The organism is Vibrio sp. N418 (genome assembly GCF_000222565.1).
In the GTDB taxonomy this organism is placed as follows: domain Bacteria; phylum Pseudomonadota; class Gammaproteobacteria; order Enterobacterales; family Vibrionaceae; genus Vibrio; species Vibrio scophthalmi.
The window spans coordinates 56278-79681 of sequence record NZ_AFWD01000098.1 but is presented as its reverse complement, the minus strand read 5'-3'; the positions used below and the strand labels follow the sequence as shown (position 1 = coordinate 79681).

Below are 23404 nucleotides of genomic sequence, written 5' to 3'. Positions count from 1 at the left end.
CTACTGTAGTTTGAAATTAATCGGAATTTGCACACGATGAGCAATAGCTTGGCCTTGCTCTATTCGGCGTGAAAATTGCCATTGTTTGATGGTATTCAATGCTCGCTGATCCAGTATGGAATGGCCGCTGGATGAGATAATTTTCTGCTTAACCTGTTTTCCTTCTCTATCGAGCCATACTTCAATTAGTGTTTTCCCTTCGAGTCCTTTTTTACGTGCGAGCCTTGGATAAGAAACTGGAACAGGTTTGGCACTGAATTGCGGCTTACTTACGAGCATCGGTTCACGATTTTGTGCGGCGCTCTGGTGTGGTTCGGCGTTCATTTCATCGGCGTGTTCGATGGTTTTTTTTGCGTTTTCTTGCGGCTTCAGTTTTGGTTTAGCCGCTGGCGGAATGTCTTGCTTAGCGACTGATTTTTCAATCTTCTTCACATCGGTTATATGAGAATCTGGCTTGCTCTTTGGCATAACCGTTTTCTGATGCTTTAGAGGATCAGGTTTTGGTGTCTCCGTTTTTGCAGGCTCTAGCGTAGGCTTTTTTGCCACGACAGGTTTAGGCTTGCTAGCGTTCGTCTTCAGCTTGTCTTGTTGCGGCCTTTCCGGCTCTGTTGGGCGTTCGAGTTCTTGTTGCTTGCTGATGTCATCAAGGTGACTTTTTGTTTGTTCAATGGGTTTGGCAGCCGCTTGGGCAAGCAGTTGAATCTGCACGGCATTGATACCTTGGTCCATAGATACCTGCAGAATTTTCTCTTGTGGAGCATATGACAACGCCACGCCTTGAATAAGACATGCAATCAATCCAGCAATAAAGTAGCGAAGCTTTGCCATGAGGAAACCCACAAACAATTGACGTAATAAAATGGTGTGAGAAAGCAAACCGACACCGAACAACGAGACCTATTATCCATTAAATAATAATGAGATCAAATATCATTTGCATTATCACTTGCGATCTATATTATGTCGAGAATAATTCTTATTTACAACTTTATTTATAAGATTTCACCCACAAGTTTCACGTCGAACATGGCATGGCAGCAGGATGAGTTTCTCCACTAAGTGAGTAAGCAATCTGAATGCTTTTGCTGACATTTCGTCAATTTGTGTGCAGTGAAATAGGTGCCATGAAGACGCTATGAATCCAATCGCCTCAGGAGCTTCCCCTATAGAGGTCGCTCGCTTAGATGTGCCTGCTACTGACGTAATTACGTTTGATAGTCATGATGAATCTATCGTTGGTCGGAATACCCCCGATCCACTTCGTTTTGCTTTTAGCGGTAAAACTGGCCCTCATGTTGGTGGTGGCTCAGTACCTGTAGCGCAAAGTAAAACACAAGATAGCGTTTTAGATGCGCTCAATACGCCAGCGATGAACAAAGCACGCTGTCTCTATATTCATATTCCTTTTTGTCGAGTTCGTTGTACCTACTGCAACTTTTTTCAGTACGCCTCGAGTGAGTCATTGATCGCCGAATACTTTGCTGCATTAACGTTAGAAATTGAGCGTAAATCTGCATTTGTTTGGACACAAAGCCTGCCTTTTCAAGCAGTTTACGTCGGTGGTGGTACGCCAACGGATCTAAGTGCCGAGCAAATCAAACAGCTAGGCCAGATGATTCGCCAGTACTTCCCATTGACACCGGACTGTGAAATTACCTTAGAGGGCCGAGTAAACCGCTTTAGTGAGGCAAAGTTTGAGTCAGCGCTTGAAGGGGGATTTAACCGATTTTCTCTAGGTGTGCAGAGCTTTGATAGCAAGGTTCGTCGGGCGGCTAAACGTCTTGATGATGGCGACGTAGTCATTGAGACGTTACAAAAGATGGTGCGGTATAACGCTGCGCCTATCGTGATCGATTTGCTCTATGGTTTGCCGTATCAGACGCTAGACATTTGGCAACATGATTTGCAGATGTATCTCGAAACAGGCGTTGATGGTGTTGATCTCTACCAATTACTTGAATTGCAAAACTTGCCAATGGCACGTTTGATCGAACAAGGGAAACTTCCTCAACCCGCCAATACGGCAACCAAAGCTGAAATGTACAAAATGGGAGCGGACTTTATGGCCCGTTTTCATCAACGTCGCTTGAGTGTGAACCATTGGGCTTCAACGAATCGTGAGCGAAGTATTTATAACAGCTTAGCGAAAACCAATGCGGAAGTATTGCCTATCGGCGCAGGTGCGGGCGGTAATTTCAATGGCATAAGTGCGATGCAGCACCGCGATATGAATGCATACATCGAGGCTATTCAACAGCAGCAGTTCCCTGTTGGTATGGCGTTTAAAAGTGACCCAAACAATGCCTCTCTGAACCAATTCAAAGCCGCGTTTGACCGAGGAGTGTTGCTAAAACATGACTTTATCCCATGGTTTGAGCGATTGATGCCGCTATTTGAAGCTTGGCAATTACGGGGGCTTGTGACGATAACCGAACAGGCGGTTGCACTCACACAAGCTGGCCAATTTTGGTCGGTTAATTTGGCGACGAATCTCATTAAAGTTATCCAGAACGATCAAGCGAATCGCTTGGCTTTAGCTGGCTAACAACCGTTAGATAAATTCGAACCTAAGGAGAAAGCATGTACAGCACATGTTCAATGACAGAAGTAAAACAGAAAGTAACAGCAGCACTGGCTCTTGATGCCGCCACGCCAGTGTCTGAAATGTCTCAGCAACTTGCATTGAGCGAAGGCGCGATCACCTTTGCATTGCCAGAAGCGATGTTGACGCAGGTTGATGGACAGCATGCTCAAGCGATCTTAGAGCAATTGCCTGCTTGGGGAAACGTTACGACGATTGTCCACTCGTTTGGGTCAATATTTGAAACTAAAGCCCCATTTCCCAAAGGAAAGGAAGCCCATGGTTACTACAATCTTATGGGGAGAGAAGGTGAGTTGCATGGTCACTTGCGTCTCGACTTAGTTGCCCATATCGCGTTTGTTAGTAAGCCATTTCGTCGTATGGAAAGCCACTATATTGGTTTTTTTGATGCTGAGGGTAACTGCATTTTTAAAGTCTATGTTGGGCGTGACAAAAAGCGTCAACTACTCGTAGAACAAGTGATCGAATTTGGCAAAATGAAGGAGCAATTAAGCGCATGAGTTTAGAAAGTCAGCCAGAAAATAATCAAGACCAAACCTCTCAAAGAGAAGAGGTACGTCGAGAGCGTCTACAAAATCGTTTAGAGCCAGAAGTACAAGAATTTAGAGATTCTCGCCAAACACTTCAGCTTGCAACGATCAGCCCAGAAGGCATTCCTAATGCCACTTACGCACCGTTCGCTTTTGATAGCCAAGCCTATTATATCTTGGTGAGTGATATCGCCTCTCATGGGCGTAATCTCAAAACCAATCGCAATGTCTCGATCATGATGGTGCAAGACGAGAGTGAAGCAAAACAGATCTATGCGCGTAAGCGTTTAACATTCGACACCACAGCAGAATTGGTTGAAAGACACTCACCCACTTGGCAACGCGGTGTTGCAGCTTTACAAGCTCGTTTTGGCGAGATCATCGACAACCTAAGCGAGCTTGGGGACTTTAATTTGTATCGTCTGACGCCAGAGTCGGGACGTTATGTAAAAGGATTCGGCCAGGCATTTGAAATTTCGGGTAATGATTTACTGGATTTTGTTCATCTCACCGAAGGACACGTTCAAGCCGAAAAAGCCCGTACGGCATAATTGCGCCTTGCGGAATTCTCAGACTCCCTATTAATAATATTCTAAATCGAGGGAGTTTTTTAATCATTCTAAATGGATATATTGATGATAAAGCAAACTCAACTTGCGCTGTTAATCAGCGCTGTTTTATCTGCTCCAACATTGGCAGAAGAAGTCTACTCATTCGATGAAGTAGTGGTATCAGCGACACGTACAAACAACCAACTAGACGATGTTGCTGCCTCAGTATCTGTTATAACAGATACTGAGATTGAAAATGATATGGTTACAGGTCTTGATGACCTGTTCAAATATACTCCGGGTGTTACGGTGGAAACCAATGCTCGTCAAGGTGTGCAGGGCATTAATATCCGCGGTATTGAAGGAAACCGTATCAAAGTACTGGTTGATGGAGTATCACAAGGGAATCAATTTGATTCTGGTGGCACGTTTCTTAATTCATCAAGAGTTGAAGTGGATACAGATTTATTGAAATCTGTTGAAGTGGTTAAAGGTGCGGCTTCCTCATTGCAAGGTTCGGATGCAATTGGCGGTATCGTTGCTTTTGAAACCAAAGATCCTGCCGATTTCCTCCAAGGGCGAGATGTTGGTGGTCATGCGAAATTTAATTACTCCTCAGCGGATAGAACGTTTAGTGAATCTGTCGCTTTAGCGAACAAGGTCGGAGAATTAGAATCACTTGTGGCCTATACGCGACGAGATGGTAAAGAGCTAGAAAACTTTGGCAGTCCGGAATCGTTGGATAGTGAAGCTAATGACTTACTGGTCAAGTTGCAATATCAACTTAATCAAGCCAACAGAATCGAGTTCAGTGGTAACTATATTCGCAATGAGAGTACAGGGCCGCAGACTTACGAGTCGAATCGTTACTCAAGCTACTCAAATGCATCGAGTAATGACACAACTAAACAATATCAACTTGGCATCAAACATATTTGGGGGGGCGATCTTGTAATCGCTGATGCGATTGAATGGCAATTGAGCTATCTCAATAAAGATGAAAGCGCGCTAACAAATCGAACGGTTGAACCTAACAATCCAGGGGCCATTCCTATCGCTCAAACCAAAGACTATATCTACAGTGATAAAGGTTACCAGTTTGATATTCAGTTAGATAAATTCCTTTCACTAGGTTCGACCGAGCACTACATTGTTTATGGTATGTCTTACCAAGATAAAGACATAAAAAAACATCAATAAAGAACGCAATAATCCAGGCGTAGATAAAGAAATTTTCTATATGCCGAGTGCCAGTGAAAGTCGCTATGGTCTGTTCGTTCAAGATGAAATTACCATGGGTGATTGGATTATTACTCCAGGATTACGCTTTGACTCATTTAACACCGATCCAGGTGATGCAACTGCCAACCCAAGCGGCAATGCCCAAAGTGATTACACTAAGTTTTCTGATTCAGCAGTGACGGGGCGCTTAGGGGCGATCTACAAACTAAACCAAGAACACCGAATTTTTGCTCAAGTGAGTCAAGGTTTCCGCGCTCCAGAATTTAAAGAGCTCTATTACTCTTTCGGTAACCCGAATCATGGTTATATCAATAAGCCAAATCCGGATTTGAAAGCTGAAGAAAGTATCTCGTACGAATTAGGTTGGAGACACAATAACGATATTTCACAGAGTGAAATTGCTGTTTTCTACAGTGATTACGATAACTTTATTGAATCTAAACAAGTCTCTGGTGAAATGAGAAATCCAATGAATCCTGCAATCATTCAATACGTGAATGTCGAAGAGGCAGTGATTAAAGGCATTGAATTATCCAATCGTCTGTCTTGGGATGGTTTTATGCCTGTTGAAGGTTTCAGTTCGCGAGTTGCGGCCGCTTATACGGAAGGAAAAGATGGCGAAGGTAAACCTCTGAACGATGTCAATCCATGGAATGCCGTGATTGGATTGAATTATGATTCGATTAACCAGTGGGGAACTTCTTTAAACCTTAGTTATACCGCAGCGAAGAAAAAGAGTGATATCAATACTGACGAGTCCGATATTCTGCCTATCTCGAGCGCGACCGTGGTTGATTTAACCGCTTACTACAAGCCAATGGAGGATTTAACACTTCGAGCTGGTGTCTTCAACTTAACTGACGAAGAGTATTACAGCTGGAATGATGTTAAGGGTGAAACCGTTGTTGATAAAGATTTAACTCAAGCGAGCCGCAATTGGGCCGTTACGGTTAAGTATGATTTCTAGTCGATCTTAAGTCATTGTTTAGATAATTATTTTAAAGGGCACGTGGTGCCCTTTATTATTTATAATCATTCTTATCCAACCCATATTTCTGCATTTTATCGTATAAGGTTTTACGAGCTACCTGCAATTGTTGCATCGTCTCATTGATGCGACCGCCATTGCTGGTTAGCGCTTGTTCGATAGCCAATTTCTCAAATTCTGCCACTTGGTCTGTTAGCGTTGGCGCATTTAATTCGGCAGAATTCACGTTATCCAGTTGGCCTAAGTTGCCTAACAAAACAAATCGCTCCGCACTGTTTCTTAGCTCTCTGACGTTACCCGGCCAGTCATGGCTAAGTAACGCTTGCAGGTCCGCTTGTGGAATTGAGGCTGCGTCTTTGCCATAGCGGGCCGCGGCCACCAACAAAAAATGATGGAATAGGGCCGGAATATCCTCTTTTCGCCGACGGAGTGGCGGCAGATCTAATGTCACTACGTTTAGACGATAATAGAGGTCTTGGCGAAACTCCCCGCGCTCGGCAGCTAGTTTTAGGTCCACTTTCGTCGCGGCGATCACGCGAATATCAATCGGGATGAGCGAATTGGAACCCACTCGTTCGATGCTGCGCTCTTGTAATACTCGCAATAAGCGAATTTGTGCCTGCATCGGCATGGATTCGATTTCATCTAAAAACAGCGTTCCGCCATTGGCATGTTCGATTTTGCCGATACGAATGCTATCGGCTCCGGTAAATGCGCCTTTTTCATGGCCATAAAGCTCACTTTCAATTAAGTTTTCAGCTACGGCGCCGCAATTGATGGCAACGAAATTTTGCTCTCGACGTCCGCTTTGCTCATGAATTGAACGGGCAAACAGCTCTTTACCTGTGCCTGTCTCACCAAATAAAAGAATATCAGCTTGCGTATCAGCAATATGCGTAATGGTATCGCGGAGAGTGATCATCAATTGGCTATCACCGATGATACGAGGCCCTAAAGTCTGGCTTGCTTTGAGGTTGCGTTTTAATGCTTGATTTTCGAGAGTCAGATTACGCTTATCGAGCGCTCGCCGAGTGGTATCGATAAGACGATCAACCGAAAAAGGTTTTTCGATAAAGTCGTAGGCGCCGCTACGCAGTGCTTTTACGGCCATCGCGATATCGCCATGACCGGTTATTAAGATCACCGGGACATCGGTGTCTTGGTTAAGGACGGTTGAGAGTAGGTTTTCTCCAGAAATGCCTGGTAAACAAATATCGCTAATGACGACTTTTGGTAAGCCATCGGCTTTGATGGCCAATAACGCTTGCTCGGCATCGGCAAAAAAACGCGCAGAAATATTCTCCAGCTCGAAGCTTTGCTTGATGGCAATTCGGATATCGCTTTCGTCATCGATAAAAAAAACGTCGTCCATCATTCGTCCTTCATCGGTTGTGGGTTCGTTATATCAATGGTTTTCGCCGTGTGAGACGAAGCACTTTTACTCAGTAACAAGGTAAAACGCGCACCACCAAGTGCTGAAGAAGAGGAGGTGAGGTCCCCCTCCATGGCATGCATGATTTGTTGTGAGATAGACAGACCTAAGCCAAGACCATTCTTTTTGGTGGTGTAAAAGGGTTCAAACAGTTTCATTTTCGTTTTGTCATCAATGCCATCCCCATTGTCATCAATATGAACATGTACTTCAGTGTCTGTTGTTTCAATACTCAGTGCTATTTTGCGCTCGGCTTGTGTCTCAATGGCTTGAATGGCATTACTGACTAAATTAACCAGTACTTGTTCAAGCTGGATCGGGTTGACCTCAACCTTAATTGAATCATCAGTAAACTCGGTTGCTACCGCTATTTGTTTGGCTTTCAATTGAGGAGAAGTTAACGCCAGAGCTGCTTCAACCACAGGGATGAGGTTTAATGTGTGCCGCTCTGAACTGTCAGATTTACGGGCGAAGGATTTGAGTTGCTCGCTAATTTTTGCCATCCGTATTGTCAGTGCTGAGATGCGGCTTAAATTGTCATCTGTTCGCTCAGTTTCGCCTTTTGCTAAAAAGCGTCGACCGTTATCTGCAAAACTACGAATGGCCGCGAGTGGGTTATTGAGTTCATGGCTGATACTGGCCGACATCTGGCCTAACACCGCAAGTTTGGCTGCTTGAATTAGCTCATTTTGGGTTTGTCGTAATACTTGTTCGGTTTTTTCTCGTTCATGGTTTTCAGCATGCAACTCTGCGGTGCGTTCCATGACTAAAAACTCTAATTTTTGTTTGGCTTCTAACTGTAACTGTTCAAACTGGCGCTTTCTTTGATTTTGCTGATGGACGAGTTGTAAGGAGAGAATCGCAATGGTGAAAAACAGTGTCAGTACCAGTAAGAAGCTCAACGTAGGCCAAAGCACCGTTCGTTTTGGCGAGAGCACGCGAATGATGAGGTCGACATCTTTCAGTGCGCGGGACGACACAATATAGTCGCCTTGCCCTCCGCCTTTGGTTACGTCTTGAAATTCTGTTTGACCGAGGTTGAAATCACCTTGTAGGCCAAGTGAAGGGAGGGCAGAATCGAGATAGCGCCTAGATTGAACGATCTGTTGTTGGGTTTGCTGATCGATATCACTCAAGCTGTGAAATAGCCATTGAGGATTGCTCGACATAAAAATGACTTGATTGACGTCGGTGGCGACGAAGTAATTGTTCTCACTATTCCAGTTCGCTTCGATGGCGGTGAGATCCATTTTTATCACGATGACGCCAATGATTTCCGCGGCATAGACCACCGGATAACTGTAGTAATAACCACGTTGCCCAGAGGTGGATCCTAAAGCGAAATATTCACTGCTATCGCCCTGTATAGCTTGTGAGAAATACGGCCGCCATGCGAAATTACGTCCGATGAAACTGCGTGGTAAATCCCAGTTGCTGGCCGCTAAAGTTGTACCTTGGGCATCGAGTAAATAGCTATCGGCGGCATTAATCACTTGATTGACCTGGGCCAAGTAGCGATTGGTAATATCGACCTGTGCTGAGTTCTTCGGTTTGAGTAGGGCGGAAATAATTTCTTTATCTTGCGCGAGCAGCTGTGGCAAGTGGGCGTATTTATCCAGTTTGGTGTTAATGTGGCTAGCAAAGCGATCTAATTGTGCCTGATGTTGCTCAAGTTGGGCTTGATAGTTCAGGTTCCACACCCAACGACCTCCCAAGACTAGGCAGAGAAAAAACAGCACCAAAATGTAGAGATTCACGCGTCGAATAGCCAAGATGTAAAATCCTTATCAATCCTTTTAGCGTCAGCCTATCGGGTTTTGTTATCAAGGTGTTGTACCGCTTTGTGAAAATGGGCGATAAAACCGGACTTAGATCTCCTTTTATTACTCCAATTAAAAAAAACGCTAGTTTCTATTGAAAAACACATTAATGTCCCCATTTCTGTGTACATTGACTGCTTTATCGTTCGTTTTTGTAGCAGTTAAATGAGAATTTAGGATATTCCCTGAATGTTGGATGGGATCGGCTCGACAGCTATGGCCTAGGTCGTTAGAATGCTGCGTCTAAATTTATATCCTGAGACTAATCGGAGATACCTTTCGCTGGGTGCGCTGTGATGATAGCTGAAATGGCTTGAACGGCGATGAACAGAAAAGATATCGCTAATTAGTTCGATAGCGCGAATCAGTGTTGTCGATTCTCGAATCTAAATAGGTGCTCTTAGAGTACAAACAAGGATGCAGTTACCAAGCTTTGCTTCGGTAGCTCATACGCTCGGTTTAACCGAGCCAGTATTGAGGTTAATTTATAATGCAAGTTACTGTTGAAACGCTAGAAGGCCTAGAGCGCCGTCTAAACATTACTGTTCCAGCTGCAAACATCGAAGACGCTGTTACTGCTGAACTACGCAACATCGCTAAAAACCGTCGTTTCGATGGCTTCCGTAAAGGCAAAGTGCCAATGAAGATGGTTGCTCAGATGTACGGTAAAGCAGTACGTCAAGACGTGATGGGTGAAGTAATGCACCGTCATTTCATCGAAGCGATCGTTAAAGAAAAGATCAACCCAGCTGGTACTCCAACTTTTGCTCCTGTTGAGACAAAAGAAGGCGCTGATCTAGTATTCAACGCAACTTTTGAAGTGTACCCAGAGATCGCTCTTAAAGGTCTTGAAAACATCGCTGTAGAAAAACCACAAGCGGATGTACAAGATTCTGACGTTGAAGAAATGATCGACACGCTACGTAAGCAGCAAGCAACTTGGAAAGAAGTTGAAGAAGCAGCTGAAGAAGGCAAACGTGCATCAATCGATTTCGTTGGTTCTATCGACGGTGAAGTGTTCGAAGGCGGTAAAGCTGAGAACTTCCCACTAGAGATGGGCGCTGGCCGAATGATCCCTGGTTTTGAAGACGGTATCACTGGTAAAACAGCTGGTATGGAATTCGAAATCGATGTGACTTTCCCAGAAGATTACCACGCTGAAAACCTAAAAGGTAAAGCAGCTAAGTTTGCAATCAAAGTAAACAAAGTTGAAGCTCGTGAACTTCCAGAACTAAACGACGAATTCGTTGCTAAGTTCGGCGTAGTTGAAGGCGGCATTGACGCACTTAAAGCTGAAGTTCGTAAGAATATGGAACGCGAACTTAAGCAAGCTGTTAAGAACCGCATCAAACAGCAAGCAATCGACGGTCTAGTTAAAGAAAACGACATCGACGTACCTGCTGCGCTAATCGACCAAGAGATCCAAGTTCTTCGTCAACAAGCAGCTCAACGTTTCGGTGGTAACCCAGAAGCAGCAGCTCAACTGCCACGTGAATTGTTCGAAGAGCAAGCTAAACGTCGCGTAGTTGTAGGTCTTCTTCTAGGTGAAGTAATCAAGTCTGAAGAGCTTAAAGCGGATGACGCTAAAGTGAAATCTCTAATCGAAGAGATGGCGACTGCTTACGAAGATCCAACTGAAGTTGTTGCTTACTACGAGCAAAACGAGCAAATGATGAACAACATGCGCAACATCGCTCTAGAAGAGCAAGCTATTGACGCAATCATCGCTAAAGCTCAGGTTACTGAAAAAGCAGTTGGCTTCAACGAGCTTATGAACCAACAGCCTGCTTAATAAGCAATATCTTGCGTAGAAAAGTTGACTAAGCATTAACTATTCTGCTAACAATGGTCCGTGTGATATTCATCATCCGGGCCATTTATTTTAGGGACATCAGAATATGAGCTACCAAGAACAAAATACTATCATGAACGCACTAGTGCCGATGGTGGTTGAACAAACTTCCCGTGGTGAACGTTCTTACGATATTTATTCTCGCTTGCTAAAAGAACGCATCATCTTCTTGACAGGTCAAGTGGAAGACAACATGGCAAACCTAGTGGTTGCCCAGTTGCTTTTCCTTGAATCTGAAAACCCAGATAAAGATATTTTCCTTTACATCAACTCTCCAGGTGGCAGCGTTACTGCAGGTATGGCTATTTACGATACCATGCAGTTCATCAAGCCAAATGTGAGCACGCTATGTACAGGTCAAGCTTGTTCTATGGGTGCATTCCTCCTTGCTGGTGGCGCGAAAGGTAAGCGTTTTGCTTTGCCTAACTCACGTGTCATGATTCACCAGCCACTAGGCGGATTCCAAGGCCAAGCGTCAGATATCCAAATTCACGCCCAAGAAATTCTATCTATCAAAGAAAAGCTGAACAACTTGCTTGCAGAGCACACTGGTCAGCCGATGGATATTATTGAGCGTGACACTGATCGTGATAACTTCATGTCAGCGGCGCAAGCGGCCGAATACGGTATTATCGATCAAGTGTTAACCCACCGCGGTTAATGAAACTTGCTTTGAGTCCAGTTTAGCTGAATTGAGCGGAGGTTCTGCTCAATTCTGAGGGGAAAGTTACCCCAAACTGTTATACACTCAAAGCGTATAGAGTTAAGGCTAAGAGGTTAGCGAATGACAGATAAAAGCAAAGAGAGCGGCAGTAAGCTGCTGTACTGCTCTTTCTGCGGCAAAAGCCAGCACGAAGTTCGCAAGTTAATCGCCGGTCCGTCAGTCTACGTTTGCGATGAATGTGTTGATCTATGTAACGACATTATTCGCGAAGAAGTCAAAGATGTGCTTCCTAAGAAACAATCTGAAGCGTTGCCTAAGCCACGCGAGATTCGTGAGCACCTCGATGATTATGTGATTGGCCAAGATTACGCTAAAAAAGTGCTAGCCGTAGCCGTTTACAACCACTACAAGCGTTTACGTAATGGTGATACAACGAGCGAAGGTGTTGAGCTTGGTAAGAGTAACATTCTGCTTATCGGTCCAACCGGTAGTGGTAAAACACTGCTTGCAGAAACGTTGGCTCGCTTCCTAGATGTACCGTTTACTATGGCGGATGCTACCACCCTGACAGAAGCAGGTTACGTAGGTGAAGACGTAGAAAACATCATCCAGAAGTTACTTCAAAAATGTGATTACGACGTGGCGAAAGCAGAACGTGGTATTGTTTACATTGATGAAATCGATAAGATCTCTCGTAAAGCTGAAAACCCATCAATCACGCGTGACGTGTCTGGTGAAGGTGTTCAACAAGCGCTACTAAAACTTATCGAAGGTACCGTTGCTTCAGTTCCACCACAAGGTGGCCGTAAGCACCCTCAACAAGAATTCCTTCAAGTTGATACATCGAAGATCCTCTTCATCTGTGGCGGCGCATTTGCTGGCCTAGATAAAGTGATTGATCAACGTGTTGCAACCGGTGCTGGTATCGGCTTTGGCGCAGAAGTGCGTTCAAAAGACGAAAACAAAACCGTTGGCGAACTGTTTAAGCAAGTTGAGCCTGAAGATTTGGTTAAATACGGTCTTATTCCTGAATTCATCGGTCGTCTACCAGTAACAACGACACTGACTGAATTGGATGAAGAAGCGTTAATCCAAATTCTTTGTGAGCCAAAGAACGCACTAACGAAACAGTACGCTGCGCTATTTGAACTTGAAGATTCTGAATTGGAATTCCGCGAAGATGCACTACGTGCTATTGCTAAAAAAGCGATGGATCGTAAAACAGGTGCTCGTGGTCTACGTTCAATTCTAGAAGCTGTATTGCTTGAGACCATGTATGAACTGCCTTCAATGGACAACGTAAGTAAAGTTGTGATTGATGAATCAGTAATCAATGGTGAGTCTGAACCACTGCTAATTTACAGCAACACAGACAGCCAAGCTGCTGGCGCGGAATCGTAATTTCGTTACTAGCAACAGCCAATAAAAAAGGAGGATATGAAATCCTCCTTTTTTTTATTCCTCTATTGAATCCAATCAATTAGCCCCCATATATTTCTGATAAGACTAAGCGGAAGAGAGAATAATATGAACTTGGAACGTTCCGAACGTATCGAGATCCCCGTACTACCTCTACGAGACGTAGTAGTTTACCCGCACATGGTAATTCCTTTGTTTGTTGGCCGAGAGAAGTCGATTGCTTGCTTAGAGGCCGCGATGGAATCCAATAAGCAGGTAATGTTGGTGGCGCAAAAAGAAGCCGACACTGAAGAACCGACCAAAGACGATTTGTTCTCTGTCGGTACAGTGGCGACTATTCTACAGTTGCTAAAACTTCCAGATGGCACAGTTAAAGTGCTGGTTGAAGGTCAACAACGCGCCAAAATCCATCAGTTTATCGAAAACGAATTCTTCTTGGCCGACGCAGAATATCTGGTGACCAATGATCTGGATGAACGCGAACAAGAAGTGATTGTACGTAGTGCGATCAATCAATTTGAAGGCTTTATCAAGCTGAATAGCAAGATCCCGCCAGAAGTATTGACCTCATTAAACGGTATTGATGAAGCCGCTCGTCTCGCCGATACGATCGCCGCTCACATGCCGCTTAAATTAGTCGATAAGCAAAAAGTTCTTGAGATCCTTGATATCACTGAACGTCTTGAGTTCCTTATGGGCCAGATGGAATCAGAGATCGATATCCTGCAAGTTGAAAAGCGTATTCGCACTCGTGTGAAAAAGCAGATGGAAAAATCGCAGCGTGAGTACTATCTGAATGAGCAAATGAAAGCGATTCAGAAAGAGCTTGGCGAAGGCGAAGATGGCATTGATGAATTCGAAGTTCTGAAAAAGAAAATCGAAGAGTCAAAAATGCCGCAAGAAGCGCGCGAGAAAACCGAGCAAGAACTACAAAAATTAAAAATGATGTCGCCAATGTCAGCAGAAGCGACCGTGGTTCGTGGCTATATTGATTGGATGATCGGTGTGCCATGGTCTAAACGCACCAAGGTTAAAAAGAACCTTGCCAAAGCGGAAGAGATCTTAAATGAAGATCACTACGGCTTAGAGCGCGTGAAAGAACGTATTCTTGAGTACTTGGCGGTACAAAACCGAATTAACAAGCTTAAAGGCCCAATCTTATGTTTGGTTGGTCCTCCAGGTGTGGGTAAAACGTCACTCGGTCGCTCAATTGCTTCGGCAACGGGTCGTCAATACGTCCGTATGGCGCTGGGTGGGGTTCGTGACGAAGCGGAAATCCGTGGTCACCGCCGTACTTACATTGGCTCTATGCCAGGTAAACTGATTCAGAAAATGTCGAAAGTTGGCGTGAAAAACCCACTGTTCCTATTGGACGAAATCGACAAAATGTCATCAGACATGCGTGGCGATCCATCATCAGCACTACTTGAAGTACTTGATCCTGAACAAAATAATGCGTTCAACGATCATTACCTAGAAGTGGATTATGATTTATCAGATGTGATGTTCGTTGCAACATCAAACTCGATGAACATTCCTGGGCCGCTATTGGACCGTATGGAAGTGATTCGTCTATCGGGTTACACCGAAGATGAGAAGCTAAACATCGCGAAAAGTCACCTGTTGGATAAGCAGGTAAAACGCAATGGTTTGAAGCCTAACGAAATCACCATCGAAGATTCTGCGATCATCGGCATTATCCGTTACTACACACGTGAAGCGGGTGTACGTAGCTTAGAGCGCGAAATCTCGAAGATTTGCCGTAAAGCAGTGAAGAACATTTTGCTTAACAGCGAACTGAAGTCGGTGACTGTCTCAATCGATAACTTGAAAGAGTACTTGGGCGTGCAACGTTTTGACTTCGGCAAAGCGGATGACAGCAACCGTATTGGCCAAGTCACGGGTCTTGCATGGACAGAAGTCGGTGGCGATTTGCTGACGATTGAAACTGAATCTATGCCGGGCAAAGGCAAGTTAACTCAAACGGGTTCGCTTGGCGAAGTGATGCAAGAGTCGATTCAAGCGGCGATGACGGTGGTCCGTACTCGTGCGGAAAAACTGGGTATTAACTCAGACTTCTACGAGAAGCGTGACATCCACGTGCACGTTCCTGAAGGTGCAACGCCAAAAGATGGTCCAAGTGCGGGTATCGCAATGTGTACCGCATTGGTTTCTAGCCTAACGGGTAACCCTGTAAAAGCAGAAGTGGCGATGACTGGTGAAATTACCCTGCGTGGTGAAGTTTTACCGATCGGTGGTTTGAAAGAAAAACTGCTTGCTGCGCACCGTGGCGGCATCAAAACCGTGCTGATCCCGAAAGACAACGAACGTGATTTGGAAGAGATTCCTGAGAACGTGATCGCAGACTTGAAAGTCATTCCAGTACAGTGGATTGATGAGGTTCTGAGCGTTGCTTTGGAAAGAGATCCATCCGGTGTTGAGTTCACTACTGAAAAATAGTGATGTGCAGCAAAAATAAGTAAAAGATTACGCTGATTAGCTGAAAAATGCTTGTCAGCGTTTTTTTTGGAAGCTAACTTTAGCCACTGTAGCTTGAACCCTTGATAGATAAGGGGTAGAGCTGAATTTGAAACTAAATGGAACGAATAGCCGTCTTACAAAATAATAACAGACGGCCCAAAGGGGAAATACCGTGAACAAAACTCAATTAGTAGAAAAAATCGCAGAAAACTCAGACCTATCTAAAGCAGCAGCTGGCCGTGCCCTAGACGCATTCATCGAGGCGGTAAGCGGTACTCTACAATCAGGCGACCAAGTTGCTCTAGTTGGCTTTGGTACTTTCAGCGTTCGTACTCGTGCAGCTCGCACAGGTCGTAACCCTAAGACTGGCGCAGAAATCCAAATCGCTGAAGCGAAAGTACCTTCTTTCAAAGCTGGTAAAGCACTAAAAGATTCTTGCAACTAATCTAAACAAGCTACGCGTCAGTAGTTTGTTAGAACCGTTTTAATTTATGCGCATCCTACTGATGCGCATTTCTTTTTCTGATATCATCTCGCTACCGAAATTATTTTAAATAGAAGCCGTGTTGTCTCATGCCGAGACGATAACGGATCATTCGCGGAGAGTAACAATAGTATGATGGATCGATTACGCGAAGGCGTGAATAGCATCGCGGTTAAAATTATCCTAAGCCTGATTATCCTGTCTTTCGTATTTGCGGGAGTAGGTAGCTACATCGTTGGTGGTACTAACAACGTTGCGGCTAAAGTTGGGAATGTCGAAATTAGTCGTGGTGATTTCGAACAGGCTTACCAAAACGAACGTAATCGTATGCAAGCTCAGCTTGGTGATTATTTCTCAAACTTACTGGCTGATCCAAGCTACGTAGAATCTTTCCGCCAATCTGTTCTTGACCGTATGGTGAATGATGCCTTGTTAGAGCAACACGCTCAAACACTAGGTCTACGAGTGGGTGATGCACAGGTTCGTGCGCTATTGCTATCAATGCCACAATTCCAAGTTGAAGGTGTCTTCAACCAAGAAGTGTACCAATCAGCACTACGTCGTGCAGGCTTTAGCCCTGAGAGCTTTGCTCAATACCTACGTCGTGATCTCGTGCGTAACCAGTTAGTAACGGCAGTCCAAGCGAGTGATTTTTCTCTTCCAGGTGAAGTGAATGCGCAAAGCGAACTGCTGATGCAAACACGTGAAGTGAAAACCATCAACCTAGCGTTGGCGGATTTCGCACAAAAAGTGCAACTGACTGACGAAGAAATTGCCGAATACTACAAGCAAAATCCAGAGCGCTACACTCGTCCAGAACAAGTGAAGGTTGCCTACATTGAGTTGTCTGCAGAAGCGCTAAAACAAAACATTCAGATTGATGATGCTGACGTACAAGCGTACTACCAAGCGCATCTTGATAAATACTCATCTGAAGAACAGCGTGAAGTAAGCCACATCCTTGTTCAAGGTGACGACGAAGCGAAAGCGCAAGCGATTCTAGATGAATTGAATGCTGGTGCTGATTTCGCAACGCTTGCTGAAGAAAAATCAGAAGATGTTGGCAGTGCAGAAGAAGGGGGTTCACTTGGCTTTATCGAACGTGACACCATGGATCCTGCCTTTGAAGAAGCCGCTTTCGCGCTTAAAAATCCAGGCGACATCTCTGGCTTAGTGAAATCGAACTTTGGTTACCACATCATCAAGCTTGATGCGTTGAAAGATTCAGTGGCGAAGCCATTGGCTGAAGTTGCGGCAACCATCAAACAAGAAATGCGTGATCAGCAAGCGATCGACCAGTACTACGAGTTGCAAAGCGAACTTGAAAAAGTCGCTTTTGAATACCCAGATTCACTGGACGATGCCGCTGAAGCGGTTAACGCGAAGATCGAAACGACAGACTTTATTTCTCAAGTGGATGCGCCAGAAATCCTAAAATCACCAGCAGTGATTCAAGCGATTCTTAGCCCAGAAGTGAAAGAAGATGGTTTGAACTCTGAAGTGATCGAAATTGCACCAGAGCACGTTATCGTGGTTCGTGTTGAAGATGCACGTGATGAGACCGTTTTACCGCTTGAAGCTGTACGTGATCAAGTTGTCGCGCAACTATCAAAAGTGAAAGGTGAACAGAACGCGATTGAGTTGGCTAAGACAGTGGTTGCTGAGCTAAAAGCGGGCAATCAAGCAGTATTGGCTGAGAACGGCTTAGCGTTTGGTGATGTTGAAAACATCGACCGTGGTTCACACCTTGCTGACGTTGTGTTCGCGATGGCGAAACCTGCGGAAGGCAAAGTTGAATATGCACAAGCAAAAGTCTTCAATGGCGATGTTGCTATTGTTGAGTTGCTGTCGATTTCAGATATGTTTACCACGCAATACAACGACCAAATCGCTGAACAGATGGTACAAATGAATGCGCAACAAGACCTAAGTGGTTTGATTAGCATTCTGCGTAAAACGACGGATATCGAATACTTTGCTGTGACTCAATAAGTCTTATCAATGTAAATGATATAAATATTAAAACGGGTTGCTTTGGCAGCCCGTTTTGTTTCTCACTATTGCAATCAACAAATCCTTCTGAACTGATTATGCTGGCTATTCCACCACTATGAACATAAGGAATTGTCATGAATATCAAAGCGCTTGTTCTTTCTGTTGTACTCACTTTTTCGCTTCCTTTTACTGCCGTCTTGGCAGAACAACAACCAGATTCTCCACCTGAAAACCCAAAATACGATGGCATTGAAATTGTCGTTAACGTTAATCAAGCATCGGCACAAGAAATAGCGGATTTGCTCAAGGGCATCGGCTTAACTAAAGCGCAGGCGATTGTCGATTATCGTGACCAACAAGGGCCATTTAAGCGAATTGAAGAACTGGCGAAAGTAAGCGGAGTGGGTGAGGCTACTGTGGCCAAAAATGTTGGCCGGATTGAACTGTAAAGTGGCGAGTTGAAACGGTACTGACTGCTGAGATGTTCATCTTTCGGTGACGATGACCTCTGCGGTTATCACGGCTTAGGCCACGTTTCAGCAATCTATCAATCCAGATTGCCAGCAAAATGCCCAAGGGATAACCAATTTCCCTTGGGTTTTTCTTTTCTCTTTAAATGACCAACTAATTAGCTAAAACTTCCCTAGAACCTAGCGGCAAATAGCACTATAATTTCTCGCCGAAAGCCATAGCAGCATTGCAGTGGCGCAAACAACTTGGAGTAATTCATGTCCTCTCATACGCCGGTTATCACCGTTGATGGACCAAGTGGTGCGGGTAAAGGCACGCTTTGTATGCAACTCGCTAACAAGCTAGAGTTTCATTTGCTAGATTCTGGTGCTATTTATCGCGTACTTGCTTTGGCGGCAATTCACCACGGTGTTGATCTTGAAACTGAAGATTCACTGGTAGCACTTGCTACGCACTTAGATGTGCAGTTTATTGCTGAAGGCGAATTGGTTAAGGTCATCCTTGAAGGCGAAGATGTCTCGGGTGAGCTGCGTAAAGAGCAAACGGGCATGGCGGCATCTAAGGTTGCTGCGCTACCTCGAGTGCGAGAAGCATTGCTACGTCGTCAGCGTGCGTTCGCTGATGGTAAAGGCCTAGTGGCCGATGGTCGTGACATGGGGACAGTGGTCTTTCCTCAAGCTGAAGTGAAAATCTTCCTCGATGCAAGTGCCGATGAACGTGCTCAGCGCCGTCTTAAACAGTTGCAAGAGAAAGGGTTAGATGTTAACTTTGCTGACCTTTTAAGCGAGATCCAAGAGCGTGACGATCGTGATCGTAATCGCCCAGTGGCGCCGTTGCGCCCTGCAGAGGATGCGCTTGTGCTGGACTCTACGTCGATGGGTATCGACGAAGTGGTCGAAAAAGCACTACAATATATCGAATCTAAACTGACTGCGTAATTCGCGGGGTCAGCTCAGAGCGTCGGCCGCAAGGATGATGGCTGGCGAATTTAATAACCCCATGCGGTAGGATACCCGTGGACGTTTAATTTATTGAAGATCAAATAAATGACTGAATCTTTTGCTCAACTCTTTGAAGAGTTTCTGAACGAAACTGAATTCCAACAAGGCAGCATCGTTAAAGGTACTGTAGTAGCTATCGAGAACGGTTTCGTTCTTGTTGACGCTGGTCTTAAGTCTGAATCTGCTATCCCAGCAGAGCAATTCAAGAACGCTGCTGGCGAACTTGAAGTTGCTGTTGGCGACGAAGTAGACGTAGCTCTAGACGCTGTTGAAGATGGTTTCGGTGAAACTCAACTTTCTCGTGAGAAAGCGAAACGTCACGAAGCTTGGATCGTTCTTGAGAAAGCTTACGAAGAAGCTGAAACTGTTGTTGGTATCATCAACGGTAAAGTTAAAGGCGGTTTCACTGTTGAACTAAACGGTATCCGTGCTTTCCTTCCAGGTTCTCTAGTAGACGTACGTCCTATCCGTGACACTGCTCACCTTGAAAACAAAGAGCTAGAGTTCAAAGTTATCAAGCTTGACCAGAAGCGTAACAACGTAGTTGTTTCTCGTCGCGCAGTTATCGAATCTGAAAACAGCGTTGAACGTGATGAGCTACTTGAAAACCTACAAGAAGGCGCAGAAGTTAAAGGTATCGTTAAGAACCTTACTGACTACGGTGCATTCGTTGATCTAGGTGGTGTTGACGGTCTTCTACATATCACTGATATGGCATGGAAACGCGTTAAGCACCCATCAGAAATCGTTAACGTAGGTGACGAAATCCTAGTTAAAGTTCTTAAGTTCGATCGTGAGCGTACTCGCGTATCACTAGGTCTTAAGCAACTTGGCGAAGATCCATGGGTAGCAATCGCTAAACGTTACCCAGAAGGTCACAAGCTTTCTGGTCGTGTTACTAACCTAACTGATTACGGCTGCTTCGTTGAAATCGAAGAAGGCGTTGAAGGTCTAGTTCACGTTTCTGAAATGGATTGGACTAACAAGAACATCCACCCATCTAAAGTTGTTAATGTTGGCGACGAAGTTGAGGTTATGGTTCTTGAGATCGACGAAGAACGTCGTCGTATCTCTCTAGGTCTAAAACAGTGTAAAGCTAACCCTTGGCAGTCATTCGCTGAAGCGCAAGCTAAAGGCGACAAAGTGACTGGTAAGATCAAGTCTATCACTGACTTCGGTATCTTCATCGGTCTAGACGGCGGCATCGACGGTCTAGTTCACCTATCTGACATTTCTTGGAATGTTGCTGGCGAAGAAGCTGTACGTGAGTACAAGAAAGGCGACGAGATCTCTGCAGTTGTTCTAGCAGTAGACGCAGAGCGTGAGCGCATCTCTCTAGGCGTTAAGCAAATGGAAAATGACCCATTCAATGCTTACGTTGCAGAGAAGAAGAAAGGCGTTCTTGTTAACGGTACTGTTACTGCTGTTGATGCTAAAGGCGCAACAATCGAGCTTGAAGAAGGCGTAGAAGGTTACATCCGCGTTTCTGAAATCGCTCGTGACCGCGTAGAAGACGCATCTCTAATCCTAAGCGTTGGTGACAGCGTTGAAGCGAAATTTACTGGTGTAGACCGTAAGAACCGCGTAATCAACCTATCTATCAAAGCTAAAGATGAAGCTGATGAGCAAGAAGCAATGGCATCTATCAACAAGCAAGATGACGCTGCATTCGGTAACGCTATGGCAGACGCTTTCAAAGCAGCTAAAGGCGAATAATTTTATTCCCTTATAGCAAAAAGGAGCCGCAAGGCTCCTTTTTTATTTGTGTGGGCTAAAACCAATTTCTGCAACAACGAGTCAACAAGCTGAATCATACTTGCGCATGTTGTTCAAATATTGTCTAGAATTGATAGCAAGTGTTTGTTGGAATTGGTATTAGTTACTATAATAAGTGATAAATTACTCTACGAGGGAAATTATGACTAAGTCTGAATTGATTGAAAGACTTTGCGCTGAGCAAACACATCTTTCAGCAAAAGAAGTCGAAGATGCGGTAAAAGACATTCTTGAACATATGGCATCAACGCTTGAAAAGGGCGATCGCATCGAGATTCGCGGTTTTGGTAGTTTCTCACTTCACTACCGTGAGCCACGTACAGGTCGTAACCCTAAGACCGGCGATAAAGTTGAATTAGAAGGTAAATACGTACCTCACTTCAAACCAGGCAAAGAATTGCGTGAACGAGTGAACCTAGGTTAATTCGAATTGAATAATAAAAAGGCGGTTTGCTTCTAGCACACCGCCTTTTTTTGCCTATGGTAAGATAACCATGGAGTGTTTATAGGTTTTACTGCATAATCTTAGCAGCAGATTTTCGGATGGGTAATGGACTATGAAAATTATAAAAATCGTTATCGTATTAGTTTTGTTTCTAGTCGCGTTGGCGTTAGGCTCGCAAAATCAAGCGGTTGTGAATTTTAACTACCTGTTAGCTCAGGGAGACTTTCATCTATCAACCTTGCTTGGTGTGGTTTTTGTTACCGGCTTTGCAGTCGCATGGATTATTTTTGGCACTCTTCATCTGAAGTCACAGCTTCAGATCCGTAAACTGAACAAGCAGCTTAAAAAGCTCACTCCAGCCTCTACTGAGGTTGTACAGAATAAAGCGTAATCGAGATAGGTAGACTTTTTCCTCAATGCTAGAAATACTCTTCTTGTTATTGCCAATTGCCGCCGCTTACGGCTGGTATATGGGTAATCGTAGCGCCCAGCAAGACAAGCAGAAACACTCGAATCAAATATCCCGCCAGTATGTGATGGGTCTTAACCTGCTGTTATCAGATCAGTCTGATAAGGCTGTTGATCACTTTATCGAACTACTTCAAGTGGATGACGACACCATTGATACTCACTTGGCGTTGGGTAACCTGTTTCGCTCACGTGGTGAAGTAGACCGTGCGATTCGCATTCACCAAAATCTCATCTCTCGTTCTGGTTTGACGATCGATCAAAAAAATATTGCTTTGCAGCAGCTGGCTAAAGACTACATGGCCTCAGGCTTTCTTGACCGTGCTGAAAAAATCTTCGAGCAGTTGGTTGAAGAGCCGGATCATCGTGAAGCGGCACTGCAGCAGTTAGTCGCAATCTACCAGCAAACACGAGAATGGCATAAGGCGACGCATTATGCTCAGTTGTTGGTGAAATTAGGCCGTAAACGCATGCGTAGCAGCATTGCTCATTTCTATTGTGAAATGGCCATGCAAGATCAAGCTGAAGGCGACCGTCAAGAGGCGATTGCTCATTTCAAACGCGCTCTCAATGAAGATCCTAAATGTGTGCGAGCCAGTATCGCATTAGGTAAGTTATATCTTGAGAGTGAAGACTATCTGCACACCATCAAATATCTTACGACGGTGATTGAGCAAGATATCGATTTCATTAGTGAAGTGCTGCCAACGTTAGCTGACTGTTACCATCATCTGGGACAAGAAGATGAATTGCTTGAGTTCTTACGTCAATGTATCGCCAGCAAAGCTGGTGTATCTGCCGAATTGATGTTGGCACAACTTGTCGCTCAGCATGAAGGGCCAGGTGCAGCTCAAGAGCTATTAACTCGCCAGTTAGTTAAGAACCCAACCATGAAGGGCTTCTTCCGCTTGATGGATTACCACTTGATCAACGCTGAAGAAGGGCGAGCGAAAGAGAGTTTGGCGACCTTACAAAAGCTTGTGGGCGAACAACTTAAAGTTAAACCGCATTATCGATGCCGTAAATGTGGTTTCTCAACCCACTCAATGTATTGGCACTGTCCTTCATGTAAGGGCTGGGGCACGATTAAGCCAATCCGCGGATTGGATGGCGAATAATGGATTTTAATGCAGCTAATTTATTAGCTGCATTTTTTTAAATAAAAAACGTTTAAGCACAATAA

General features: G+C 44.6%; 17 protein-coding genes and 2 pseudogenes. 16 read left to right on the top strand and 3 right to left on the bottom strand.

The features are described 5' to 3' along the window. Positions 1-828 carry an energy transducer TonB gene (locus RH86_RS19165; protein WP_223296367.1) on the bottom strand — a complete coding sequence of 276 codons (828 nt, stop codon included), beginning with the start codon at positions 826-828 and terminating at the stop codon, positions 1-3. 307 nt (positions 829-1135) lie between these two features. Between RH86_RS19165 and hutW the strand changes: the two genes are divergently transcribed. The 4 genes and pseudogenes from hutW (at position 1136) to RH86_RS19145 (ending at position 5892) form a co-directional block, all read left to right on the top strand. Continuing rightward, positions 1136-2545, top strand: a complete 1410-nt coding sequence (hutW, locus tag RH86_RS19160) for a heme anaerobic degradation radical SAM methyltransferase ChuW/HutW (RefSeq protein WP_009388075.1) — start codon at positions 1136-1138, stop codon at positions 2543-2545. Positions 2546-2580: 35 nt separating this feature from the next. Then, positions 2581-3102: a heme utilization cystosolic carrier protein HutX gene (hutX, locus tag RH86_RS19155; protein ID WP_005595860.1), complete on the top strand. Its 522-nt coding sequence runs from the start codon at positions 2581-2583 to the stop codon at positions 3100-3102. Then, positions 3099-3683 carry a heme utilization protein HutZ gene (gene hutZ / locus RH86_RS19150; RefSeq protein WP_009388074.1) on the top strand — a complete coding sequence of 195 codons (585 nt, stop codon included), beginning with the start codon at positions 3099-3101 and terminating at the stop codon, positions 3681-3683. Before hutX ends, hutZ begins: the two co-directional genes overlap by 4 nt. A gap of 84 nt (positions 3684-3767) precedes the next feature. Further along, positions 3768-5892, top strand: a pseudogene (locus tag RH86_RS19145) (TonB-dependent hemoglobin/transferrin/lactoferrin family receptor). A gap of 55 nt (positions 5893-5947) precedes the next feature. On the opposite strand, the gene RH86_RS19140 reads toward RH86_RS19145, so the two are convergent. Together RH86_RS19140 and RH86_RS19135 are read right to left on the bottom strand one after the other, a co-directional pair. Continuing rightward, the gene (locus RH86_RS19140) at positions 5948-7285 is read right to left on the bottom strand and encodes a sigma-54-dependent transcriptional regulator (protein WP_009388073.1); all 1338 of its coding nucleotides are present in this window, start codon (positions 7283-7285) and stop codon (positions 5948-5950) included. Further along, the gene (locus RH86_RS19135; RefSeq protein WP_050798551.1) at positions 7285-9120 is read right to left on the bottom strand and encodes an ATP-binding protein; all 1836 of its coding nucleotides are present in this window, start codon (positions 9118-9120) and stop codon (positions 7285-7287) included. The genes RH86_RS19140 and RH86_RS19135 overlap by 1 nt, the downstream gene beginning before the upstream one ends. A gap of 535 nt (positions 9121-9655) precedes the next feature. Between RH86_RS19135 and tig the strand changes: the two genes are divergently transcribed. From tig to lapB, 12 genes and pseudogenes are all read left to right on the top strand, one after another. Beyond that, positions 9656-10957 (top strand): trigger factor, encoded by a 1302-nt coding sequence (tig, locus tag RH86_RS19130; RefSeq protein WP_005595874.1) that lies wholly within the window; start codon positions 9656-9658, stop codon positions 10955-10957. 106 nt (positions 10958-11063) lie between these two features. Beyond that, positions 11064-11678 carry an ATP-dependent Clp endopeptidase proteolytic subunit ClpP gene (gene clpP, locus RH86_RS19125; protein ID WP_005595876.1) on the top strand — a complete coding sequence of 205 codons (615 nt, stop codon included), beginning with the start codon at positions 11064-11066 and terminating at the stop codon, positions 11676-11678. A gap of 123 nt (positions 11679-11801) precedes the next feature. Then, on the top strand, positions 11802-13082 hold the full coding sequence (gene clpX, locus RH86_RS19120; protein WP_005595878.1) for an ATP-dependent protease ATP-binding subunit ClpX: 1281 nt from the start codon (positions 11802-11804) through the stop codon (positions 13080-13082). Positions 13083-13208: 126 nt separating this feature from the next. Next, positions 13209-15560 (top strand): endopeptidase La, encoded by a 2352-nt coding sequence (gene lon / locus RH86_RS19115; RefSeq protein WP_005595880.1) that lies wholly within the window; start codon positions 13209-13211, stop codon positions 15558-15560. A gap of 181 nt (positions 15561-15741) precedes the next feature. Next, a pseudogene (locus RH86_RS19110) lies at positions 15742-16026 on the top strand (HU family DNA-binding protein); the annotation flags it as partial. A 171-nt stretch (positions 16027-16197) separates the two neighbouring features. After that, positions 16198-18057 (top strand): peptidylprolyl isomerase, encoded by a 1860-nt coding sequence (gene ppiD / locus RH86_RS19105; protein WP_009388071.1) that lies wholly within the window; start codon positions 16198-16200, stop codon positions 18055-18057. Between the two features lie 137 nt (positions 18058-18194). Further along, complete coding sequence (locus RH86_RS19100) at positions 18195-18509, top strand: ComEA family DNA-binding protein (RefSeq protein WP_009388070.1); 315 nt, start codon at positions 18195-18197, stop codon at positions 18507-18509. Between the two features lie 279 nt (positions 18510-18788). Next, positions 18789-19469, top strand: coding sequence for a (d)CMP kinase (cmk, locus tag RH86_RS19095; RefSeq protein ID WP_005595886.1), 681 nt, complete (start codon positions 18789-18791; stop codon positions 19467-19469). 108 nt (positions 19470-19577) lie between these two features. Next, positions 19578-21248 carry a 30S ribosomal protein S1 gene (gene rpsA / locus RH86_RS19090; protein WP_005595887.1) on the top strand — a complete coding sequence of 557 codons (1671 nt, stop codon included), beginning with the start codon at positions 19578-19580 and terminating at the stop codon, positions 21246-21248. 202 nt (positions 21249-21450) lie between these two features. Beyond that, positions 21451-21732: an integration host factor subunit beta gene (gene ihfB, locus RH86_RS19085; protein WP_005595888.1), complete on the top strand. Its 282-nt coding sequence runs from the start codon at positions 21451-21453 to the stop codon at positions 21730-21732. A gap of 133 nt (positions 21733-21865) precedes the next feature. After that, complete coding sequence (locus tag RH86_RS19080; RefSeq protein WP_009388069.1) at positions 21866-22144, top strand: LapA family protein; 279 nt, start codon at positions 21866-21868, stop codon at positions 22142-22144. Positions 22145-22169: 25 nt separating this feature from the next. Then, positions 22170-23339 carry a lipopolysaccharide assembly protein LapB gene (gene lapB, locus RH86_RS19075; protein WP_009388068.1) on the top strand — a complete coding sequence of 390 codons (1170 nt, stop codon included), beginning with the start codon at positions 22170-22172 and terminating at the stop codon, positions 23337-23339. Positions 23340-23404 lie beyond the last annotated feature (65 nt).